The sequence below is a fragment of the Methylobacterium sp. Leaf108 genome, from assembly GCF_001423265.1.
Classification (GTDB): domain Bacteria; phylum Pseudomonadota; class Alphaproteobacteria; order Rhizobiales; family Beijerinckiaceae; genus Methylobacterium.
In genome coordinates this window covers 93,616-112,234 of sequence record NZ_LMND01000032.1, presented here as the reverse complement: position 1 = coordinate 112,234, position 18,619 = coordinate 93,616, and the positions used below count along the sequence as shown (strand labels likewise).

Below are 18,619 nucleotides of genomic sequence, written 5' to 3'. Positions count from 1 at the left end.
TCGTCTGGGTCATGGTGCCTTCCGGTGCCGCCTCGCAGCGGGGCGGCGTCACCTGGGGTGGGGCGCGCCCGTGCCCGGGCTCGAAGCCGTATGGACGCGCGCAGTCGAACGTGCCGCGAGGGATAGCACAGCCGGGCGGGGCGCGCCGCCACGCGTCGGCCCCGCCCTACGGATTCCCGTAGTACGCGCCGCTGAAGCAACATGCGAGACAAGCCTCGAACGCGGAGGCTCGAACATGATCCATATCGTTACGCCCGGTAATGCACATCAGTATTCCGATGCGATGGAGCAGGTATGGCGTCTACGTCATGAGGTCTTCGTCGTCGAAAAGAAGTGGACCGATCTTGCCAAGCCGGATTGTCGCGAGATCGATCAGTTCGATACGCCGCAGGCCGTGCATTTTCTGGCCATGGAGGACGAACGGGTCATCGGCTATAGCCGGCTCTTGCCGACGACGCGGCCGCATCTCCTGTCGGACGTGATGCCGCAACTCTGTGAGGGTGAGCGCCCCTGCGGCACCGACACCTGGGAGTGGACCCGGCAGGCGGTCGCCCGTTCGCACCGGGCGCGGGGCAAGGCCGTCAACCCGGTCTCCATCGCGCTCCTGACGGGAATCGTCGAATGGGGCCTGGCCAGCGGCGTGCGCCAGCTCGTGCTGCAGATGCCGACCCTCTACCTGCTGCACGTGGTGCAGCTGCATTTCCGGGCACGTCCGCTGGGCTTGCCGCAACGGATCAGCGGTGAGGACATCCTGGCCGCCACCGCCGAATTCGACGCCCGCACCCTGGCCCGCCTTCGCGGCGTCCGCGGCGACACCGGCTCCGTCCTCGCCCCCGTCGTCCAGTATCTCGCGGCGTGATCGCCGCCCCTGATGAGGAATTCCACACCATGGCCGCAACCCAGATGATCCAGTCCGACGACGCCCTCGAGATCCTCGCGGATCACTGCATGGCCGCCCGTGCGGTGATCGAGGAGGCCGGGACGGCCTCGATGCGCGAACTCATCGACCTCCTCCTCTACGAGGTCGGCCTGGCCCTGGCGAAAGGCACCCGTCTCGAGCTGGTGAACGAGCTCCGCGAGTGACCGGACGGGGCCCGGCCCGTGTCGCGCCTCGGCGGGACGGCCGATCCGTCCCGCCCCTCCCGTCGCTATGGCCGGGAGCCGGCCTGGTCCCGGTCCGGGCCGCCGCTCACTTCAGCGTCTTCAGGTAGGCGATGACGTCGTCGATCTTCTTGTCGTCGGGATAGCCCGCGAAGATCATCTTGGTCCCGGGAACCTTGGCCTTCGGGTTCTTCAGCCATGCGTGCAGGTTGGCGTCGTCCCAGGTGATGTCGGCCGCCTTGAGCGCCGCCGAATAGGTGTAGCCGTCGTAGCTCGCGGCCTTGCGGCCGACGACGCCGACGAGATTGGGACCGACGCCGTTTTTGCCGACCTGATGGCAGGCCTTGCAGGCGGTGAACGCCTTCTCGCCGGCGGCAGGGTCTCCGGCATCCTGGGCCTGGGCGGCGACGGGAAGCGCGAGCAGGACGGCGAGGTTGAGGAGCAGGTGGCGCATGGGTTTCCTCTTTTCGTGTTGGCCCGGCTCTACCTGTGGTTCTCCCCGTCGCCGCCCAGGCCTCCGGTACCAGATGGGGCATCTTGCCGCAGTTGTTGGGTGGATTAAGGATAGCATCGGCATCGTGCGGGAAGGTTTTCCGTTCCCTGTGTGACGCGCAGGCGTGCGAACGACAGAACGGCGCCGCAGGGGGCGCCGTTCTGTCGTTCGTCGAGAGCGGATCGAGCAGGATCGCCGACGAGGGATGGCTAGGGTCGAGCGGCCTGGACGCTGCGCCGGGAGACGGGGGCTCTCGTTCCGCGGGCGTTGTCGGAGGCCGGTGCGGGCGCCGCGGCTACCAGCCGCCGCCTCTCATGCTGCGCTGCCGGCAGGTGCGGCCCATGTCCTCGTAACCTGCGGGACAACGGCGCACGCACGCCCCGGCCGCGTATTTGAGCGGCGGCCGGCAGGCCCGGCTGAAGCGCTGTTCCTGGAACAGGTAGTCCTTGGCCGGACTCTGGGCCATCGCCGGAACCGGCAGGCTCGCCGGCAGCGCGACCGCGATCAGCAGAAGGGCCGCATGGGACAGGCGGATCATCGGTCGTCCTCGCTGTGGGTGCAAAAAGACAACCGACCCGTCGCCGCCCGGTTCGCACCCAGGTACACCATCCAGGCGACGGACCGTCTCGTCGGGTTGCTCGTGATGATGGCGCGGGCTTCGGACACCGGACCGCTCCTCGGTTCGGAGCGGCGTCGAACCACGGTCGCCGGCAACCGGATCGTCTTGCACCAACTCCCTGTCGTCGAGGACAGAAGAGTTGGTGCGGCCAAGAGGACTCGAACCTCCACCCCTTGCAGGACTAGCACCTCAAGCTAGTCTAATTCGTTGAATTTGCTGCATAATTCTGCAAAATGTAAAGTTTTGAGACCATTATAAATCAATGGCTTAGAGCGAGTTTGCAAAGGGCTTTTCGTCATTTTGGGGCTGGACTCCGGTTCATGCAGCAGCGGCGCGAGCACTCTCCACTCGGCATCGCTGAGGCTGGTCGCGTCAAGTAGGCTCTCGCCACGTTCGGCGCGGGCGGCGGGCATTCACATCGGGGGGGCGGGGTGAGCGTCAAACACCCTCCCAGCACCCACGATGCTTGCTGCTCATCCAATGGCTAAGCTGTTTTACCCGTCATGAAACGGGGGCTCAGGCCTGATGCCGGACCTCAACCAGATCGACCACGCCGGCCGTCTCCCCCGGTGCGATCCACCGGGCCAGCGCCGGGCCGGCAAGCGTCACTCGCAGGAAGAAGAAACTCTTGCAGCCTGCCCACAAATCAGCTGGGAGTACCGCCGAGCCGTCCGTCCAACGCGCGCCGTGATTGACGACGTGGAAACCCTCGCCGAGGCGGGGATCGTCCAGGGCGACCGTGCGGGCGCCAGTGAGGCCGTCGTCGATTGTCAGCGAGGCCAGAGGCAGCCCGAGCCGTCGGTTGTCGGTCGAACCCGGCACAACATGGGCCGGCACGCTCGTCTCGGACACGAGGTGCAAGTCGCGGGCGTCCGCCGGCAGGACGAAGCGGGCGGTGAGACCCTCCACGTCTGGGCGGAAGATCTTTCCGTCGGCGACGAGGTGCATTCCCGCGAAAGTCTCCTCGACCGTGCGCCAGCCGAGCGTTACAGCCCTATCCTGCAGACGGGCACGCACCAGATCGACTAGAGGCCCGGCTTCGTGGAACGGTCGGCAGAACGGTAGCGGTCCTTCCGGCCGGGTATCGGGCGCGGCCGCAAGGTCGGTGGCGTCCGCGTTGGCGAAGAAGCGGCGGTTGCCACAATCGAGGTAGGTCTCGGCCGGCAGGCCTTCGGCCAAGAGGATGTCGTGACTGTCGAGTTCGACATGCCAGTAGGTGACCTCTTCCCGATCCACCTGCGTGACCGTAGTGCCGTTGATGAGCCTGCAAGCCGGGATCAGTACCTCGCCAAGCACGTCAACGGCGATGGCATGGGCGGGCGAGACGTAGAGGTCGCGGGCGGGGCGCCCCTCGCCGAAGGCATGCGCGGCGATGCGCACTGGGAGGAGGTCCGAGCGGCCCTGGCAGGTCACCTTCCGGTGACCAATCCAGCAGATGGGGCGCAGATCACCAGAGGATGTTACGATGAGGTCTGCGATTGCCAAATTCTCGACTGAAATGTTTCCGCGGGAGGTTTTGATCAGCGTTCCAGATACAAAGCAAACACTGTAATCCGTCACCGATGCTTCTGTATTAGTAAATGAGTCGCCAACGTTAAATTCGTCGGGTTGACCGCGATTATAGATTTCTACGTATTCGTCGTTTGATAAAATAATATAAAGGCCGTTTGTATCTAGACCGTTATTGAATCCGGGCCCAGAGCCAACCGTGCTTGGTATGTCTGGGTTGAGGCTTTTGATTGTCAAGCCGTCATACGTGCCAGAGATCGAGAGCACCGGGGTTCCAGTCGAGCCTCCGTCCCCATCGCTTGTAACAGTAAAATCGGCCGTTCCCGTTCCGCCTGGGCGACCCGATGCGAAGCTTAGAGAATATGTGCGAGTAAAATATGCCATATGCGCCTCAACCTCTCTGATTAGTTAAAGGTGCAGCACTGTAATTGCCGCGAATCAGTGGCGGCCAGCATAAATGCGTTTCTTTGCGTTTTGGTCAGATGGACGGGGCAAGCCGCGCCTTTTTCCAATAGTGTTGTGTTTATGCAACTTATGAATAAGAAAGATGACGATCACTAAGGTGATCTTCCCAGGAAATCTTTCCTCGCCCAGAGGCGTCGTTTCATAACGGGTGGAACAGCTTAGCTATTGGGTGAGCGGTGAGAATCGTGGGTGTTGGGAGGGTGCCTGACGCTCACCCCGGACCCACGGACGGATCGCCCAAGCCTTATAGACAGGATCTAAGCATGCGCCGTCGGCAATTCGGCCACCTGTGTCGTGTAACGCGGGCTCCGCATCTCGAACTTCGTCGACCACTTTCGCTTCTCCACCAGCCCGGCCCGCGCCGGCACGACGCTCCCGCGGCCGAAGCGGGCATTGCAGGCGTCCATGGCCGCCATCAGCGGACCACTGCGCTCGCGGTCGAGCTGGCCGATCAGCGCCCGCGGGCTGGCGTCGAGTAGCATCAGGTCGGTGGTGACGACGCCGGCCTTGGAGTAGCGCCAGGGGCGGCCCTCCGGCGCCTCGCGCCAGGTGCGATCGACGCCGTGCCGGGCCGCGGCGATCAGCGCGAGCGTGTCGTTGGTCGCCTCCGGCAGCGTCACGGTGGTGGAGACGGAACGCATCGGGTCGCCGCGGTCGTGGGTGCTGGTGTGGTAGAAGACGGTGACGTGGGACGTGCCGAGGCCGCCGCGCCGGAGCTTCTCGCCGAGGCGGGTCGCGTGCGCCGCCACCGCCTGCTCCAGCACGGCGCGCTCGGTGACGCGGCGGGAGAACGAGCGGGTCACCGCGCAGCCCTTTCGCTGGGCCGGCATCAGTTCGAGCGGCAGGCAGGACAGCCCGCGCAGCTCGTGGATGATGCGCTCGCCCACCACCGTCATCGCCTTGCGCACCGGCCGGGGGTCGAGGTCGCGTAGGTCGGCCACCGAGTCGACGCCCATGGCCTCGAGCTTGGCGAGCGACGCCCGGCCGATGCCCCAGACCTCGCCGACGTGGATGCGGCAGAGCCAGGCCGCGCGCTCTTCCTCGTCGGACAGGTCGCAGACGCCGTCGAGGTCGGGAATGGACTTGGCGATGTGGTTGGCCAGCTTGGCCAGGGTCTTCGTCGGTCCGATCCCGACGCACGTCGGAATGCCGGTCCAAGCCCGGACGGTCGCGCGCAGATCGCGGGCGAACTCGACGCGCCGGTCGGGATGCACGTCGGACAGCTCGAGGAAGCTCTCGTCGATGGAGTAGATCTCCACCGCCGGCGCGAAGTCGCGGTACACCGCGTTCGTCCGGGCGCTCATGTCGCCGTAGAGGGTGTAGTTCGAGGAGAACACGCGCACCCCGTCGCGCCGGCACTGCTCGCGGATCTTGAAGAACGGATCGCCCATCTTGATCCCGAGCGCCTTGGCCTCGGCCGTCCGGGCGATGGCGCAGCCATCGTTGTTGGACAGCACGATCACCGGCACTCGGGCGAGCTTGGGGTCGAATACGCGTTCGCAGGAGCAGTAGAAGCTGTTGCCGTCGATCAGCGCGATGGCGCGGCTCATCGCACCAGCCCAGCGCGCGCGACGTGCCAGCGGATGGTGAAGCGGACCACCCCCCAGATTTCGCCCTCGGCCGCCTCTTGGACCGCAAAAGCCGGGAGATCCGGGTTGTCGAAAGCCAGCCGCGCGACGTTCCCCTCGATGCGCAGACGCTTGATCGACATCTCACCGTCGATCGCCGCCACGACCACGCTGCCGTTGCCGGCCTTCAGGCTGCGGTCCACCACCGCGAGGTCCCGGTCGAAGATGCCGGCAGCCCGCATCGAATCGCCCGAGATGTTCCAGGCGAAGGTGGCCGGCGGGTTGGGGGCGAGCCAGCGTGGCAGCTCCAATGCCCCTTCTAGGAAGTCGTCGGCCGGCGAAGGGAAGCCGGCGCATAGCGCAGGTCCCATGATCGGGATGGGGATAAGCCCGGCCGGGTCGAGGTCCGCGATCCGATATAGGCCCACATCGCGCTCCGATCCGTGGTAGAACGGAAAGAGAACAAACAGGCGGGGCCAGCCGGGTCAAGCGGCCCGCTCGCCTGTGGATAACGGGGACAGCGCGGGGCTGTCAGGAGCGGAGACCGGCCATGACGATCAAGACCACTTTCCTCGTCCAGACGTTCACAATCAAGCGCAAGCGCCTGGTCCCGGGCGACCGCGAGATCTCGCCGACCGAGAGCGGCGCGCTGAAGAAGGCGGAGGCGATGGCGGGCCGGATGCCGGGCACGGCAGCGCTCAAGGTCATGGCCGACGACGAGACCGGCGAACTCGAAGGCGTCACGATCCTGGGCCGCTTCGGCGAGATCCCGGAGGATTTCGCCGAGAGCTTGCAGGGCGGGTAAGGCAAATCAGAACTCGGCGCTGATCAAAACCGCCGCGTCGTAGCCTTTCACCCACGCAGCTCGCGTGCGCCATCATCGTCGGGTCCAGCACCGAGCGCCCGGTGATGCGTCGGATTGAGCAGTCCTCCAGGGATTCCTGCTCAGGAACCGACGATTCGAAAGGTAGGTTTATCAACGTAATTAGCGCGCTGCGAGGAAGCGATGCGAGTTTGGTTCCGCCCACCTGCCTTGGCCTCGTACAGCGCCCTATCAGCGCGTTGGTAGAGGTCCCCGGCATCTGTGATACCTGTGGCTGACCCGATGCTCACCGTGACCTTGCCCGCACCGATCCCGGACGATCCGACCGTCAACGCCGCAACTTGAGCATGCACCTCCTCGGCAACCTTGACCGCTCCAGCCGCGTCGGTGTCGGGTAGCAGGAGAACAAACTCTTCGCCGCCTACCCGGCATACGAGGTCTGATGGTCGGTGCACGCTTGCCAGGAGGCAACGCGCCAAACCCTTCAGCACTTCGTCTCCGACCGCGTGGCCGTAGCGGTCGTTGAAGCGCTTGAAGTGATCGGCATCGACCACGAGAAGAGAAAGCGGCTTGCCAGAACGGCCAGCCTCCAAGGAGGTCCGTTTGTAAACATCCTCGAACTGTCGTCGGTTCGCTAACTCGGTCAATGCGTCCGTTTGCGAAAGACGGGCTAACTCAAGCTGGATTCGAGTACGCTTACGCAACTCATGACCAAACAGGAGCAACAACAAGATAGTCAGTCCCGATAGTATAAGCACAATAGTGCCGATCACGATAGCCTTACCACGCCACTCGGCCTCGATTTCATCAACCGCAAGTGCCACATTTATTATTAATGGAAGCTCGCCGACACGAGTAAATGTGTAGAGTCGTCTAACTCCGTCACGGACTGAGGTCTCGACGAAGGCGCCTGTGCCTACGCGCGCAAAGCCCTCGAAGGTCTTCGAGCCAGCGATATTCACTCCGACGTCCGCTTCCAGGTACGGATGCCGGGTGATGCGCGTGCCATCGCGCAGGTACAGATTTATCGCGCCCTCGCTCCCGAGCCCGATCTGGTCGAAGAGGCGTGCAAAGTAGGAGAACTTCAGGCTTCCCAGGACCAACCCAGCAAAGGAGCCGTCGGCTTTGTTAATCCTACGGCTAAAGTTGACCATACGCTCGCCGGTGAGGCGCGAAATAATGGGCTTTCCGATGTACAATCCAAGGTAAGGATTGGCCTTATGTGCCTGATAGTAGTCACGGTCGACGTAATTGCCCTTGCGTGGCACGGAGGAGGCCGCATCCTCGGCAATATCACCGTTCTCATTGAGGACGAACATGACACCGAGATCGCGAGCAGTAGCTACGCGGTCGAATAAGACGAGTCGGCGCATGTCCGGCTCAAGCTGTGCGAGCCCCGGAGCATTCAAATTCTCTTGTACAGACTGAAGTGTAAGATCGATTATCTCAACATTTCGAGCAATATCGCGTTCGATTACTTGCAAAAGGTTGCGCGATGTTATCTCGGCTTTATTCCAGGCATCGCGACGCATGTCTAGCAGCATGAAAGTCGAGACAAGTAGCATCCCGATCGGCGCAATAATGCTTAGGCCAATCCACGTACGGCCGGACCGAAATACAGGCGGAAACCGTCTTACTAGGTTCACGGAATTTATCCACAGGCGCCTTTTGTTCTTGCTTCAACTGCCACGACAATCCCTAACAGGCCCCTGCTCCGACCAAGACACTACGTCTCATCCTGAGCAGGCCGCAGGAAGCCGCCCGGCACATGCTTAAGATAAGTGCCGTCAGTAGGATCTTTCAGGTCGACGCAGTAGAGATCGAACACGCTTGAAAGATGTGTCCAGAAATCCGGGTCATTGATCAGCGGTTCGGTCACGATCCTTGGCCAATTCAACGAAATCCCGGAAGACTGTGCCGAAAGTCTGCAGGGTGGCTGACGAGCCTGGCTCGAACGAAAAAAGCGCCCGAGGCCGAAGCCCCGGGCGATCAACGTGCGCTGTGGATTGCGGAGATCAGTCGCCCAGCCGTCGGTTCATCAGCGCCTTGAGCATCTGCTCCCTGGTCTCGCGCATCTCGTCGCGCACCGACAGCATCATCTCGTCGATCCGGCGTTCCAGCCGCGTGATCACGTCGCCGGTAACGTAGGTCCGCGCGACCTCGATCTTGAAGGCGTTGAGCTGGTCCTTCACGCTGGAGACCTCGATCTTGACCGCCGCCATGTCGATGGTGAGCGGCGAGACGGCCGCCGTGGTGCCGGCCTTCGATCGGGCCTGGAGCCAGTCGATCCCCTTCACGATCGCCACGACGGCCAGCATGCAGCCGATGAGGCTTGCCCAGGTGATCGGACCAGGTGCGAGAAACGATGTGTCCATGATCCGAGCCCCCATGGGCATGGTGGCGCGCCGGCGGGGCCAGACGCGCGGGGAGCGTTACCGGCCGGCCTTGGGGGCAATCGCGGAGATGCCCTTCTCGACGGTGCGGGCGAGGATGAAGCCGCCGATCCCGATCGAGATCAGGTTCCAGAGGTTGTCCGGAGTCGCGGCCAGGGCGGCGACCACCTCTTTCTGCAGCCCGATCATCGGAGCGATCACGCCGACGTAGGTCACCATGAACAGGCCCCACACGACGACCATCGGCCGGGCGTTGCGGGTGAGCCAGCCCTCGGAGGCCGCGTCGCCCTTCATGACCTCGGCCATCGCCTGGTTCAGGGCCGACTGGTTCTCGAGCACCGCCTTCTGGAAGTCGGCCTGGACCTGCGCACGCTGGCCGGCGTCGGGAATGACCCTCTCCAGGGCGGGGCCGAGGAACTGCATGAGCATCGGAATGAGGGGGATCAGCGCGCCCATGGCTCAGGCTCCCTTCGTCATGTTGGTGCGGATGGTGGAGAGGAAGCGCGACCAGAAACCGGGCGCGGCCGCCGGCGTGGGCGCAGAAGAAAGCCCGCCGGTGGGGGCGGGCTTGGTGGCCGGCGGATTGTCACGAACCGGCGGTTTGGTATCACCCGCTGACACGGGGGCATCAGCGGGTGCAGTCATGCCCAGCGCCCCGGGCATCCGCGCACCGAGTAGCGGCATGCCGCCGGCGACGAGCGCGGCCTCGAACCGCCCGGCATAGCCGGCGATGGTCGCGGCCTTGTCGGTGCCGTTCACCGTGCGGCGGGCCCCTACGTAATCGCAGCGGTCTCCGGCGATATAGTCCTCGAGCGCCTTGCCGGTGAAGTCGCCCTTGATCGAGACGCCGCGCGTCACGCCCTCGACGAGTATGCGGCCCGAGACCGCCGGGTCGAGGGCGAGGTCGGGGTTGCCGGCCAGGTCGATGCCGAGGATTCGGCCCATCCGCAGATAGTTGTCCTCGTGCGTGAGCTGGACGTCGCCGCGGCCGTAGAACGACAGGCCGCGGGCGTTCGGGAGCGCGTAGTTCCGACTGATCCTGCCCTTGGCGTAGAGCGAGGCCACGGCGCGGCGGGCCGCGGCATCTGAGAGCGCGAAGCCTTCGCGGACCGGCTGCATCCGCTTCCCGGTCTCATGGAACGAGGTCGCCAGGATGTAGGCGAGATGCCGACGATCCAAGAGCAGGGCGTAGGCGAGGAAGGCGTCGAGCAGCCGCTCGATGCCGACGACCTGCGCCACCGAGAGCGAGCCGAACAGGGGGCGGATCGCGGCGAAGAACTTGGCGCGGTCGAGACGTGCGAACGCGCCCGGGTCCAACGGGGTCATGGCGGAGATCCTTGCGGGCATGAAAAAACCGCCCGGAGGCGGCGCGGATGGCGAACGGGTCGGGCGTCAGGTCGATCCGATCACACGCTGCGCAGGGTCAGATATTCGTCGAGGTTGGCGAGCATCGGCGCGTTACCGGTTGCGAGAAGGTCGATGTTGTACTTGCCCAGAAGATCGAGCTTGCCCCCGAGCGTGATGACGGAGCCGCCCATCTGGAACAGGTTGATCGACGCCGGAGCCGGCGCGTTGGCCGGCGCGACGCCGATGATGGGTGCCGCGTTGCCGATCCTGATCTTGGGCTTGAGGTCGACGCCCAGCGAGACGATGACGCGAACCCAGGCGCCGGCGGTGATCGGTCCCTGGACGGCGGCGTCGCCGTAGAGGTGACGCATCGTGTTGGTGCCGGTCTGCATCTGCACGCGGTTGGGCGTGCTGATGTACTGACCGCAGACCTGGTTGAACGCGGCGAAGTCGTCGATCCAGACGACCGCCACCCAGGAGTAGACCGCGGCCGGATTGAAGACGTAGCCCGACGCCGTGTAGAACGACGTGTCGGCGCGGACGAAGCGCCCGACGTTGCGCTTGAGCACGTCGTCGTAGACGACCGGTGCGCGCCGCGCCGCCGCCGCCTGGACCATCGGCACGCCACCGACCTTCCAGTTGGCGATCTCCTCGACGCGGCCGTCGGTCAGCTTGAGCGCCGCCGGGTTGTCGAAGCGCCAGAAGCCCACGCATTCGGGGCCCGTGAGAAGGGACTGGAAGTCCTTGATCTGATCGAGGCCATCGGCGTCCTCGAAAGCAAAGGCGATCTCATTGTAGTTCATCTGACGACCCTCAAACGACGAGTGTGGATTTGTAAGCGCACAGCCAAGTATCGACCGTCTCGCCGGCGAAGTAGCTGGAAGGCGGGCCGACGCGCTTGATGTTGCCCCAGGCGCCGGCATGGGTGCCGGGCGGGATGTCGAGGCGGCCGTAGAAGGCGTAGGAGACCTCGACCGTCGCACCGGAGGCCGGCATCGCGACGGGGATGATCCGCACGAGGTTCGCGCTGACGGTGACGCTGGCGATCGGCACGATCACGCCGTTGACCTTGAGCACGAAGCCCTTGTCGGGCGCGGCTTCGATCATGGCGGTGTCGACGGCCAGATCACCGAAGCCCGGCGGCCGGGTCACGGCCAGCGTGAAGCCACCGTTCTCGACCGCGATGGCGCTGATGCGGGCGCAGTCCCAGGCTTCGCCGAGGTCCAACACCTTGCGCTTGACCAGCCCCTCGAGCTCGCCGATCCGCGTGTAGCCGAGCCCGGTGTGATGGATGTTGTCGCGGAACGGGTACGGGTAACGCGGCCCGATCAGGTGGACGCGCGCCGCGTTGGTGACGGCGAACCGGACCTGGTCGAGGTAGGAGAGCTGCGCCTGCCCCTGCCCGATGCTGGCCGCCGTCTGATCGGTGAAGAAGTGCAGCGGCGTGCCGCCGGCGCCGTTGAGCGCGAGCGCGTCGTAGCCGGCGACCATCTCGGTCAGGCTCTGGAAATAGTCCTCGCCGCCGCCATCGACCGCGCCGCCGTGGGTGAAGCTCGTAGCCTCGAAGAACGGCGTCTTGCCGTAGCGGGCCGCCTGGATGCGGGCCGCCGCGTGCATGAGGATGCCCTGGGCCCAGGGGTCGGTGCCGGGCTTGAGCTGCTCCCAGGTGTAGCCGGGATAGCCGTGGCAGTATTCCAGCACCGGCATCTGCCGGGCGTTGTCGCGCCGGCGGAACCGGGCGAGCGCCTGCGCCGCCGCATAGCCGATGTTCGCCCCTCGCGACATGCTTAGGCCAGCGAGGTCGATGATTGCCGAGGTCTGGAACGCCGTGCCGATGGTCTGAATCGGCTCGATCTTCTGAGACGACCCGCCCATCCGACCGAGCGACATGGCCATGCGGGGCTCGCCGATATCGGCGACGGCCGCCGGGATGTCATCGGTGAGGGTCTCGGTGCGCCAGGACTGCCCGTAGCTGATGTGGATCGCCAGCCGCGAGGTCGTGTCGAGCAGGCTCGGCGAACCCGCGTACGCCGGCCGCATCACGTAGGGCATCGTGACGCCATCGGGCGTGGACTTGTAGCGGTAGAACTCCTTGTCCTTGACCACGTCCTGAACGGTGCCGGCGGCACCCAGGGCAATGACGGTGGTCTCCGGGAGGGTGGCCTCGCGCTGCGACGCGACCCAGCTCGGGGGGTCGATGCGGGCCTGCAGGCGCCCGCGATAGTTGATCGCGAGACCGACCCGGCCGTTCTTGTCGACAACCGTCCAGAGATGGCGCAGTCCGTACCGCTCCCAGAGCAGGGACGAGACCAGGAGGTTGGTGCGCGAGAAGGCGATGGCGCCGCGTTTGGTGATGCCGAGGGCGACGCGGCCGGCGCGGTCGCCCCAGACCTCGATGTAGTTCGTCATCGAGAGGCCGCGGACGAAATTCCGGCGGATCGTGACGGCGCCCCGCTTGCTGATACCGAGTGCGATGCGGCCGGCGCGGTCGCCCCAGACCTCGACGTAATCCGACAGGGCCAGGCCCCGGACCAGGTTGCGGCGGATCGCGACGGCGCCGGTCTTGGTGACGCCGAGCGGCACGCGCCCGAGCGAGTCCCGAGCCGCTGCCCACACAAACCCCTGCAGGCCGTTGAAGCGCCCGAGGATCCCCTGCATGTAGCGAGTGATGTCGTCGGTGATCGACTTGGTGAGGAGGACGTCCTTTGTCCGCTCGTCGAGCCCCGGCACCGTCGCCTTCGTCTTCAGGACCCACGCGCCGGCGCCCGAGGCTCCGGTCTTCGCGTAGTATCCGGCGTCCGGACCGAACATCACTTCGCCGACGGCGCCATCGGGGAAGTTGAGCGACGAGCCGAGCCCGCTGCCAACGACGCCGTCAACGTCGACGAGCGTGTCTCGTGTCACTCGGCCGATCGCGACGGCGTTCTGGGCCTGCGTGGCGGACGCGGCGGCGCTGTTGGCCCGCGCGGTCGCATCGCCGGCTTTCGTCGTGGCGATGGCGGCGGCGGCAACCGCGGTCCCGGCCTGCGCCACCGAAGTGGCGGCTTGCGCGGCTGCATCCGCGGCCTTCGTCGTCGCCGTGGCGGCGGCGAGTGTCGCTTCGTCGGACCGCGCCTGCGCCGAGGTCGCAGCGGCGATCGCGGCGGCCGTCTTGTCGAGGGTGACCTCGGCGGCCTCGACGACATCCTGGCGCAGATCGATCAGCCCGGGGATCTCGTCCAGGGTCGATGCGCCGGCCTGGACGCGCCAGGCGACGGTCGACCCATCGGCGAGCGTATCGAGGATGGTGTCGTAGTACCGCCCCTTGATCAGCCGACCGGGCTGGAGCGGCACGCCGCCGGCATCGACCCACGGCAGCGGTCCGAGCCCGTCGACGTTGAGCGTCGCGACAGCGGTGTTGTCGCGGTCGACCTGGATCATGAGGCGGAGGCCACGGCGCAGTTCCGTCAGGCCGCTCCCCGTCTGGACCACGTAGGCGTTAAGGGTGCCCGACGTGACGAGCACACCACTCAGGTCGTCGGCCAGGCGGCGCACGGCCGCCATGACCTCGCGCGTCGTGCCCGGGAATGAGCGCGCGGATGCGCCGTCCAACGCCGCGATGGCGGTCGCGATCGCACCGTTCTGCGCAGGCGTGCGCGACCAGCCGGGGACACCCATCGGCAGTACTCCAGAGTTCGATTGTCGAAGGGGGGTCGGGGCCGCTCAGGCCTTGATCGCGAAGACGACGACGAGGCCGGGGGGCATGTTCGGGTGGGCGGCGTTCTCGCCAGCCGCGGCGACGTTCACGCCGTGCGCGTGGTCGCCGACCGCCGTGATTACATGGGCATGCGTGCCCGATCCGGGGATCCCGTGGGCGTGATCGCCGCCGTTGTTGACCTGTACGCCGTGACCGTGTCCGCCCGAGGCTCCGATCGTGACGTCATGCCCATGGGCGGGGGAGTCGGTGCTCGTCGGGATAAACTGGGAGCCAGCCCCGGCCCTGACGCCGAAGGTGAGATTGGTCCCGTTGCCAAGGGCGAAGTTCACGCCCTCAACCGGGACGGAGTGGGCGTGACTAGTCCCAGGCGCTCCGGTCGTTCCAGTGTGAGGATGCGCGCCATCGGTGGTCGTCGAAGCGGTATGGTCGTGCGTTCCGGCGTTTTGGGTTGCCCCGCCGTGATTGTGCTCGCCGCCGCTTTGTGTTGCGCCGCCGTGGTCGTGCCCGCCGGCTCCGGTGGTAGAGGAGCCGTTGTGATTATGGCTCGGCAGTTGGGCCACGCTCAGAGCGACCGTCTCCGACCCGCCGGCGCTGCCGACCGCGCCGCCGAGGCCGCCTGCCCCACTAAGGCCGGGGCCGAACATCGCCCGGCCGTTGAGGTTCGGGACGTTGAACGTCGTCGTACCGTCGCCGGCGCCGTAGGTCGTGCCGATGACGGCGAACAGGGACGCATACGCGGTGCGAGACAGGGCCGCGCCGTCGCAGATGATCCACCCGAGCGGGATCGCGGCATAAGCCCCGAAGGGCGAGATGCGCCCCGACGGCTCAAAACCGGGCGTGAGAACGAAGTAGGCCTCCGAGTACGGAGAGCGCGCGATCCGATACATGATGTTCGGAGCGAGATCGCCCGGCGCGAGCTCGACGCCGCCCTGGCGCCTGAGGGGCTTGGCCACGCCGTCGATCGAGAGCGTGGCGGGCCCGTCGTTGGGCACGTCGACGCTGAACGCGAGGGTGAAGCCTCGGAGCAGGGAAGCGGCCGTCGCGCCCTGAAACGTGGACATCGCGTAGGCGTTGTTCGCTCCACGAAATGCGACGGAGACGCCGACCGTATCAAGATGCCAGCGCGCCAGAGCTCCCATCATCTCGCGCGCGGAGGCGTTGACGGACCCGGCCGCCTGGCCTTCCTGCCAATTGATCGGTGGCGCGGCCAGGTCGTTCGAGGTTGCGTCGATCGAGAAGTCCCACAGGCCGGTCATGGGCGAGCTCCGGAAGCGCGCAGGCCTCCGGCTCCGATGACGCCAGGGCGTCCGGATCGGGTCGTGCCGACGGCGATGGTGGTGCGGTTAAGGCGTCAGCGCCGGGCGGTCGGCAGCAGGCCGAAGAACTTCGAGGCGTCGAAGGCGGTGCGGCGCGGCGGTGATGCGGTGATGGGTGCTGGTGCGGCCTGTGCCGGCGCCGCCGGGGCACCGACCTGCGTCGCCAGCAGCCCCTTCAGGATGCCAGCATAGTCCGTGTCATCGGGGCGTTCCGGCGCCGGCGCGGCCGCCTCGAGCGCGGGCATCGAGGGCTCGATGGCCGTGTCGGACGCCACCGGCCCCGAAAGGCCGAAGCCCGCCCGCCCGATCCCGCCCTTGGCTGCGTCGGGCATCGCGGCGACGAACTCGCCGCCGAGGAAGGCCGCGGCCTTCGCTCGATGGCCGGACATCTGGTTGTTGACCTTGTCGGCCACGGTGCCGGGCGCGCCACCGTTGTTCGCGTCGCTGGCGTTGTAGCGCCCCACCCGACCGGCGTTCACGGCCGAGTAGAGGTCGATCAACCCCATGCCGGGCTTGAAGCCGGCGTCGACGAGATAATTGCCGGCCGCCTCGACCTGCGCCGCGACCGGCATGTCCTGGGTCACGCCGTATTTCTGGCGCTGCGGCTCGCCCCATTGGATGAGGCCGCGGTGCTCGCCCCACTGCGTCGTCGGCCCCTTTTTCCAGGGATCGAACGTGCCGCCGGTCTCGTAGGAGATCGTCGTGCCGAGATCGAGCGGACTGGCGCCGATCCGGCCGGCCGTCGCGAGGATGGCCGCGCGCATCTCGTCGGTCATCGCGTGCTCCGGACATGCAAAAGGCCGCCCTTGCGGAGCGGCCCTGAAGGTCCCGGCGCACGTCGCGGGACGTTGGTCTTGTGCGGCGGTTCGCCCGTCGGGTCAAGCGGCAGACGGCATAGGCGTGTTTCAGTTTGTAGTCTGCCCCCGCTTAAGCGGCGGTTATCGACACTTTGCGGAAGCTCAGAACGTCAGCTTCGGACTGCCAGGATGGCCGAGACGAATGGCACCGTCGGGTGGACTGGTGACGGACTGCATCTGAATGGCCGCCCGATTAAAGCGGATACCGCCGTCACGCCCCCCTTTCGATACAGCTTCGTCACAGCCGCTCGCACCATACCGCATGCGAGCCAAGGGAGTGGTATTCCTTCATTTGCGATGCGCGTAACCGGAGAACATAAGAATTCCTTCATGACTGAGTGGCGATACATGACAGAGCAGTAATAAAAGAAAAACAAGTTTTGGTTGTAGTGGTGGTTCATTGAGCGAAATGACCGAAGCTTCTACAATTTCTGATCTGTTTGGGGTAAGGTTCAGGACGCGGGCGACGAACCGCATCCTCGCCCTCTGCTTCATCGTTTTGTGTGGGCTTGGCCCTGTCGGTCTGTCGCTCAGCCCGCGGCAAGATGAGCCCGTCGCGATCCTGCGACTGAGACCGATCGAACTGCTGCCCACAGCGGTCGCGAACGCCGATGCTCGGATCGTGTGGATGTCGGCCCGGGGACATCTCCTAATTCTCGACTCCGCCCCGCCGGGCCTCGTGCGTGCGCTCTACCAAGAGGGCGCAACCCTGGTTGTTGCAGCCAACGCAGTGAGTAGCTGCTTGCCCCGCGCTTCCGCCAAACCGTCCATAACCGGGACCCTCCAACTATGACACCGCTCAGCAACCTCTCGGACCTGCGCCGCGCGTTCATGCCCGTACTGCTCGGCAGCCTGTGTCTACTGTATGCTGTTGCCGTTCTTACCGCGTGGGCTGCAGGCGCCAACCTTGTAGGCGTGGCCGTTTTCGGAGGCGCTCTGATCATCATTATTGGAGTGGTTGCACGTGTGAATGGGCCGGCTGCCATCACGCGTCAAATGTCGTCGGCAGCAGCCATGTCCCTCGTCGCCCTAGTGGTGTTCAGTGCCGCGGGCACGGACCTGCAGATCGACATGCACATGCTTTTCTTCGCCGCTCTCGCATTGGTGGCGGGCTGGGGCTGCTGGTCCTCGATCCTGGTGGCGACGGGCGTCGTCGCAGTCCACCACCTCGCGCTGAACGTCCTCTACCCGGCGGCTGTGTTCCCAGGCGGTGCCGACTACACCCGCGTCCTGATCCACGCCGTGATCCTCCTCGTCGAGGCTGGTGCGCTTATGCTGGCGGCCCATCAACTGGTTAAGGCGATGAACGCCTCCGAGGATGCGACGGCGGAAGCCATTCGTAGCGCCAACCTCGCCCGGAAGCTTGCTGCCGAACAGACGGCTGAGAGCGATTTCAAATTGCACAGGGCAGGCGCGCTGGCAGGATTGATGTCGGAGTTCGAGCTCAACGTCTCCGCACTTGTCCAAGGGCTCGCAGGCGCGGCCACCAAGATGGAGGCCACTGCGAACACCATGGCGGCTACGGCTACCGAGACCACACAGCAAACGGTCACCGCCGCGGACTCGGCACTCCAGACCTCCGCCAACGTGCAAACGGTTGCCGCTGCCAGCGAGGAAATGTCCGCATCCGTGCAGGAGATTGTCCAGCAGGTCGGCCGGTCAGCCGCGGTCGCCCAGCAGGGCGCCGATAAGGCGAAGCAAACGGACCTCACAGTCCAGAAATTAGCAATCAGCGCCGAGCGCATAAGCTCAGTCGTATCAGTGATCTCCGATATCGCGTCGCAGACCAATCTGTTGGCGCTCAACGCGACAATCGAGGCGGCGCGGGCCGGAGAGGCTGGACGGGGCTTTGCCATCGTAGCCGCGGAGGTAAAGAACTTGGCTGGTCAAACCACGAAGGCTACGGGCGAGATCGGTGAGCAGATCGCCGAGATCCAAGCTGCGACGCTGCAGGCAGTCTCGGACATCCGAGAAATGGAACGCGTAATCGGTGAGATCTCGAATACGTCCGTCGGGATTGCAGCCGCGATGGAGGAGCAGGGCGCCACGACACAGGAGATCGCGCGGAACGTGGCCCACGCCGCGCAAGGGACAGGCGCGGTCACGTCCGCGATCAGCAATGTGCGTAAAGGGGCAGGTCAGACGAGCGCGGCGGCGACACAGGTGCTTGGCGCGGCCAGGGAGCTTGCCCACCATGCTGAGAACCTGACCCAGGAGGTGTCGCGCTTCCTGGAGGGCGTGAAAGCCGCCTAGACCAAGGCAACTTCGGGTAGGTTGTGCCGCGACCTCGGAGGTTCGGGATTAACGCGAAGTTGCAGGCGAGATTACGGGAAGGACTGCTGCTTCTGAAGCAGACCGCCGGCAAATCTCAAACTGAGACACGACCACTGCGGGAGGTGTCTCGACCGCATCTTTCGCTGGGGCAGATCGC

At 65.5% G+C, this 18,619-nt stretch carries 18 protein-coding genes; 4 read left to right on the top strand and 14 right to left on the bottom strand.

What is annotated here, in order from left to right; all coding sequences use genetic code 11:
* Nucleotides 1–235: 235 nt before the first annotated feature.
* Nucleotides 236–859, top strand: coding sequence for an acyl-homoserine-lactone synthase (locus ASF39_RS16665; protein WP_056285898.1), 624 nt, complete (start codon nucleotides 236–238; stop codon nucleotides 857–859).
* Between the two features lie 29 nt (nucleotides 860–888).
* Complete coding sequence (locus ASF39_RS16660) at nucleotides 889–1,083, top strand: hypothetical protein (RefSeq protein ID WP_244472445.1); 195 nt, start codon at nucleotides 889–891, stop codon at nucleotides 1,081–1,083.
* A gap of 106 nt (nucleotides 1,084–1,189) precedes the next feature.
* Here ASF39_RS16660 and ASF39_RS16655 read toward each other — a convergent pair whose 3' ends face one another.
* The 5 genes from ASF39_RS16655 to umuD all read right to left on the bottom strand — a co-directional run bounded on the left by ASF39_RS16655 (nucleotide 1,190) and on the right by umuD (nucleotide 6,126).
* Nucleotides 1,190–1,555: a cytochrome c family protein gene (locus ASF39_RS16655; protein WP_055888753.1), complete on the bottom strand. Its 366-nt coding sequence runs from the start codon at nucleotides 1,553–1,555 to the stop codon at nucleotides 1,190–1,192.
* A gap of 334 nt (nucleotides 1,556–1,889) precedes the next feature.
* Nucleotides 1,890–2,132, bottom strand: coding sequence for a hypothetical protein (locus ASF39_RS16650; protein ID WP_055888751.1), 243 nt, complete (start codon nucleotides 2,130–2,132; stop codon nucleotides 1,890–1,892).
* Nucleotides 2,133–2,729: 597 nt separating this feature from the next.
* Nucleotides 2,730–3,989 (bottom strand): Hint domain-containing protein, encoded by a 1,260-nt coding sequence (locus ASF39_RS16645; RefSeq protein WP_162240606.1) that lies wholly within the window; start codon nucleotides 3,987–3,989, stop codon nucleotides 2,730–2,732.
* Between the two features lie 455 nt (nucleotides 3,990–4,444).
* Entirely contained in the window at nucleotides 4,445–5,737 is a 1,293-nt protein-coding gene (locus ASF39_RS16640; protein ID WP_055888748.1) for a Y-family DNA polymerase, read from the bottom strand.
* Nucleotides 5,734–6,126, bottom strand: coding sequence for a translesion error-prone DNA polymerase V autoproteolytic subunit (gene umuD / locus ASF39_RS16635; RefSeq protein WP_082494644.1), 393 nt, complete (start codon nucleotides 6,124–6,126; stop codon nucleotides 5,734–5,736). Before umuD ends, ASF39_RS16640 begins: the two co-directional genes overlap by 4 nt.
* A 179-nt stretch (nucleotides 6,127–6,305) precedes the next feature.
* Between umuD and ASF39_RS16630 the strand changes: the two genes are divergently transcribed.
* Nucleotides 6,306–6,560 (top strand): hypothetical protein, encoded by a 255-nt coding sequence (locus ASF39_RS16630; RefSeq protein WP_055888744.1) that lies wholly within the window; start codon nucleotides 6,306–6,308, stop codon nucleotides 6,558–6,560.
* Between the two features lie 140 nt (nucleotides 6,561–6,700).
* Here ASF39_RS16630 and ASF39_RS20795 read toward each other — a convergent pair whose 3' ends face one another.
* The 9 genes from ASF39_RS20795 to ASF39_RS16595 form a co-directional block, all read right to left on the bottom strand.
* Nucleotides 6,701–8,122 (bottom strand): sensor domain-containing diguanylate cyclase, encoded by a 1,422-nt coding sequence (locus tag ASF39_RS20795; protein ID WP_244472444.1) that lies wholly within the window; start codon nucleotides 8,120–8,122, stop codon nucleotides 6,701–6,703.
* Nucleotides 8,123–8,304: 182 nt separating this feature from the next.
* Nucleotides 8,305–8,457, bottom strand: a complete 153-nt coding sequence (locus tag ASF39_RS21510) for a hypothetical protein (protein WP_156387802.1) — start codon at nucleotides 8,455–8,457, stop codon at nucleotides 8,305–8,307.
* A 136-nt stretch (nucleotides 8,458–8,593) separates the two neighbouring features.
* Nucleotides 8,594–8,953: a hypothetical protein gene (locus ASF39_RS16625; protein ID WP_055888742.1), complete on the bottom strand. Its 360-nt coding sequence runs from the start codon at nucleotides 8,951–8,953 to the stop codon at nucleotides 8,594–8,596.
* A gap of 57 nt (nucleotides 8,954–9,010) precedes the next feature.
* Nucleotides 9,011–9,427 carry a 3TM-type holin gene (locus ASF39_RS16620; RefSeq protein ID WP_055888740.1) on the bottom strand — a complete coding sequence of 139 codons (417 nt, stop codon included), beginning with the start codon at nucleotides 9,425–9,427 and terminating at the stop codon, nucleotides 9,011–9,013.
* Between the two features lie 3 nt (nucleotides 9,428–9,430).
* Nucleotides 9,431–10,297: a glycoside hydrolase family 19 protein gene (locus tag ASF39_RS16615; protein ID WP_055888738.1), complete on the bottom strand. Its 867-nt coding sequence runs from the start codon at nucleotides 10,295–10,297 to the stop codon at nucleotides 9,431–9,433.
* Between the two features lie 80 nt (nucleotides 10,298–10,377).
* The gene (locus tag ASF39_RS16610; RefSeq protein WP_055888736.1) at nucleotides 10,378–11,121 is read right to left on the bottom strand and encodes a hypothetical protein; all 744 of its coding nucleotides are present in this window, start codon (nucleotides 11,119–11,121) and stop codon (nucleotides 10,378–10,380) included.
* A 10-nt stretch (nucleotides 11,122–11,131) separates the two neighbouring features.
* A complete protein-coding gene (locus ASF39_RS16605; protein ID WP_055888733.1) occupies nucleotides 11,132–13,975 on the bottom strand; it encodes a hypothetical protein in 2,844 nt (947 codons plus the stop codon).
* Nucleotides 13,976–14,020: 45 nt separating this feature from the next.
* On the bottom strand, nucleotides 14,021–15,271 hold the full coding sequence (locus ASF39_RS16600; RefSeq protein ID WP_055888731.1) for a tail fiber protein: 1,251 nt from the start codon (nucleotides 15,269–15,271) through the stop codon (nucleotides 14,021–14,023).
* Between the two features lie 95 nt (nucleotides 15,272–15,366).
* On the bottom strand, nucleotides 15,367–16,107 hold the full coding sequence (locus ASF39_RS16595; RefSeq protein WP_056285895.1) for a hypothetical protein: 741 nt from the start codon (nucleotides 16,105–16,107) through the stop codon (nucleotides 15,367–15,369).
* Nucleotides 16,108–16,977: 870 nt separating this feature from the next.
* Between ASF39_RS16595 and ASF39_RS16590 the strand changes: the two genes are divergently transcribed.
* Complete coding sequence (locus tag ASF39_RS16590) at nucleotides 16,978–18,441, top strand: methyl-accepting chemotaxis protein (RefSeq protein ID WP_082494630.1); 1,464 nt, start codon at nucleotides 16,978–16,980, stop codon at nucleotides 18,439–18,441.
* Nucleotides 18,442–18,619 lie beyond the last annotated feature (178 nt).

Coding starts and splice junctions, on each gene's coding strand:
- umuD (WP_082494644.1), bottom strand. CDS start 6,126: ATGGGACCTGCGCTATGCGCCGGCTTCCCTTCGCCGGCCGACGACTTC.
- ASF39_RS20795 (WP_244472444.1), bottom strand. CDS start 8,122: ATGCTGCTAGACATGCGTCGCGATGCCTGGAATAAAGCCGAGATAACA.
- ASF39_RS16630 (WP_055888744.1), top strand. CDS start 6,306: ATGACGATCAAGACCACTTTCCTCGTCCAGACGTTCACAATCAAGCGC.
- ASF39_RS16605 (WP_055888733.1), bottom strand. CDS start 13,975: ATGGGTGTCCCCGGCTGGTCGCGCACGCCTGCGCAGAACGGTGCGATC.
- ASF39_RS16650 (WP_055888751.1), bottom strand. CDS start 2,132: ATGATCCGCCTGTCCCATGCGGCCCTTCTGCTGATCGCGGTCGCGCTG.
- ASF39_RS16665 (WP_056285898.1), top strand. CDS start 236: ATGATCCATATCGTTACGCCCGGTAATGCACATCAGTATTCCGATGCG.
- ASF39_RS16660 (WP_244472445.1), top strand. CDS start 889: ATGGCCGCAACCCAGATGATCCAGTCCGACGACGCCCTCGAGATCCTC.
- ASF39_RS16590 (WP_082494630.1), top strand. CDS start 16,978: ATGACACCGCTCAGCAACCTCTCGGACCTGCGCCGCGCGTTCATGCCC.
- ASF39_RS16610 (WP_055888736.1), bottom strand. CDS start 11,121: ATGAACTACAATGAGATCGCCTTTGCTTTCGAGGACGCCGATGGCCTC.
- ASF39_RS16595 (WP_056285895.1), bottom strand. CDS start 16,107: ATGACCGACGAGATGCGCGCGGCCATCCTCGCGACGGCCGGCCGGATC.
- ASF39_RS16640 (WP_055888748.1), bottom strand. CDS start 5,737: ATGAGCCGCGCCATCGCGCTGATCGACGGCAACAGCTTCTACTGCTCC.
- ASF39_RS16625 (WP_055888742.1), bottom strand. CDS start 8,953: ATGGACACATCGTTTCTCGCACCTGGTCCGATCACCTGGGCAAGCCTC.
- ASF39_RS16620 (WP_055888740.1), bottom strand. CDS start 9,427: ATGGGCGCGCTGATCCCCCTCATTCCGATGCTCATGCAGTTCCTCGGC.
- ASF39_RS16655 (WP_055888753.1), bottom strand. CDS start 1,555: ATGCGCCACCTGCTCCTCAACCTCGCCGTCCTGCTCGCGCTTCCCGTC.
- ASF39_RS16615 (WP_055888738.1), bottom strand. CDS start 10,297: ATGACCCCGTTGGACCCGGGCGCGTTCGCACGTCTCGACCGCGCCAAG.
- ASF39_RS16600 (WP_055888731.1), bottom strand. CDS start 15,271: ATGACCGGCCTGTGGGACTTCTCGATCGACGCAACCTCGAACGACCTG.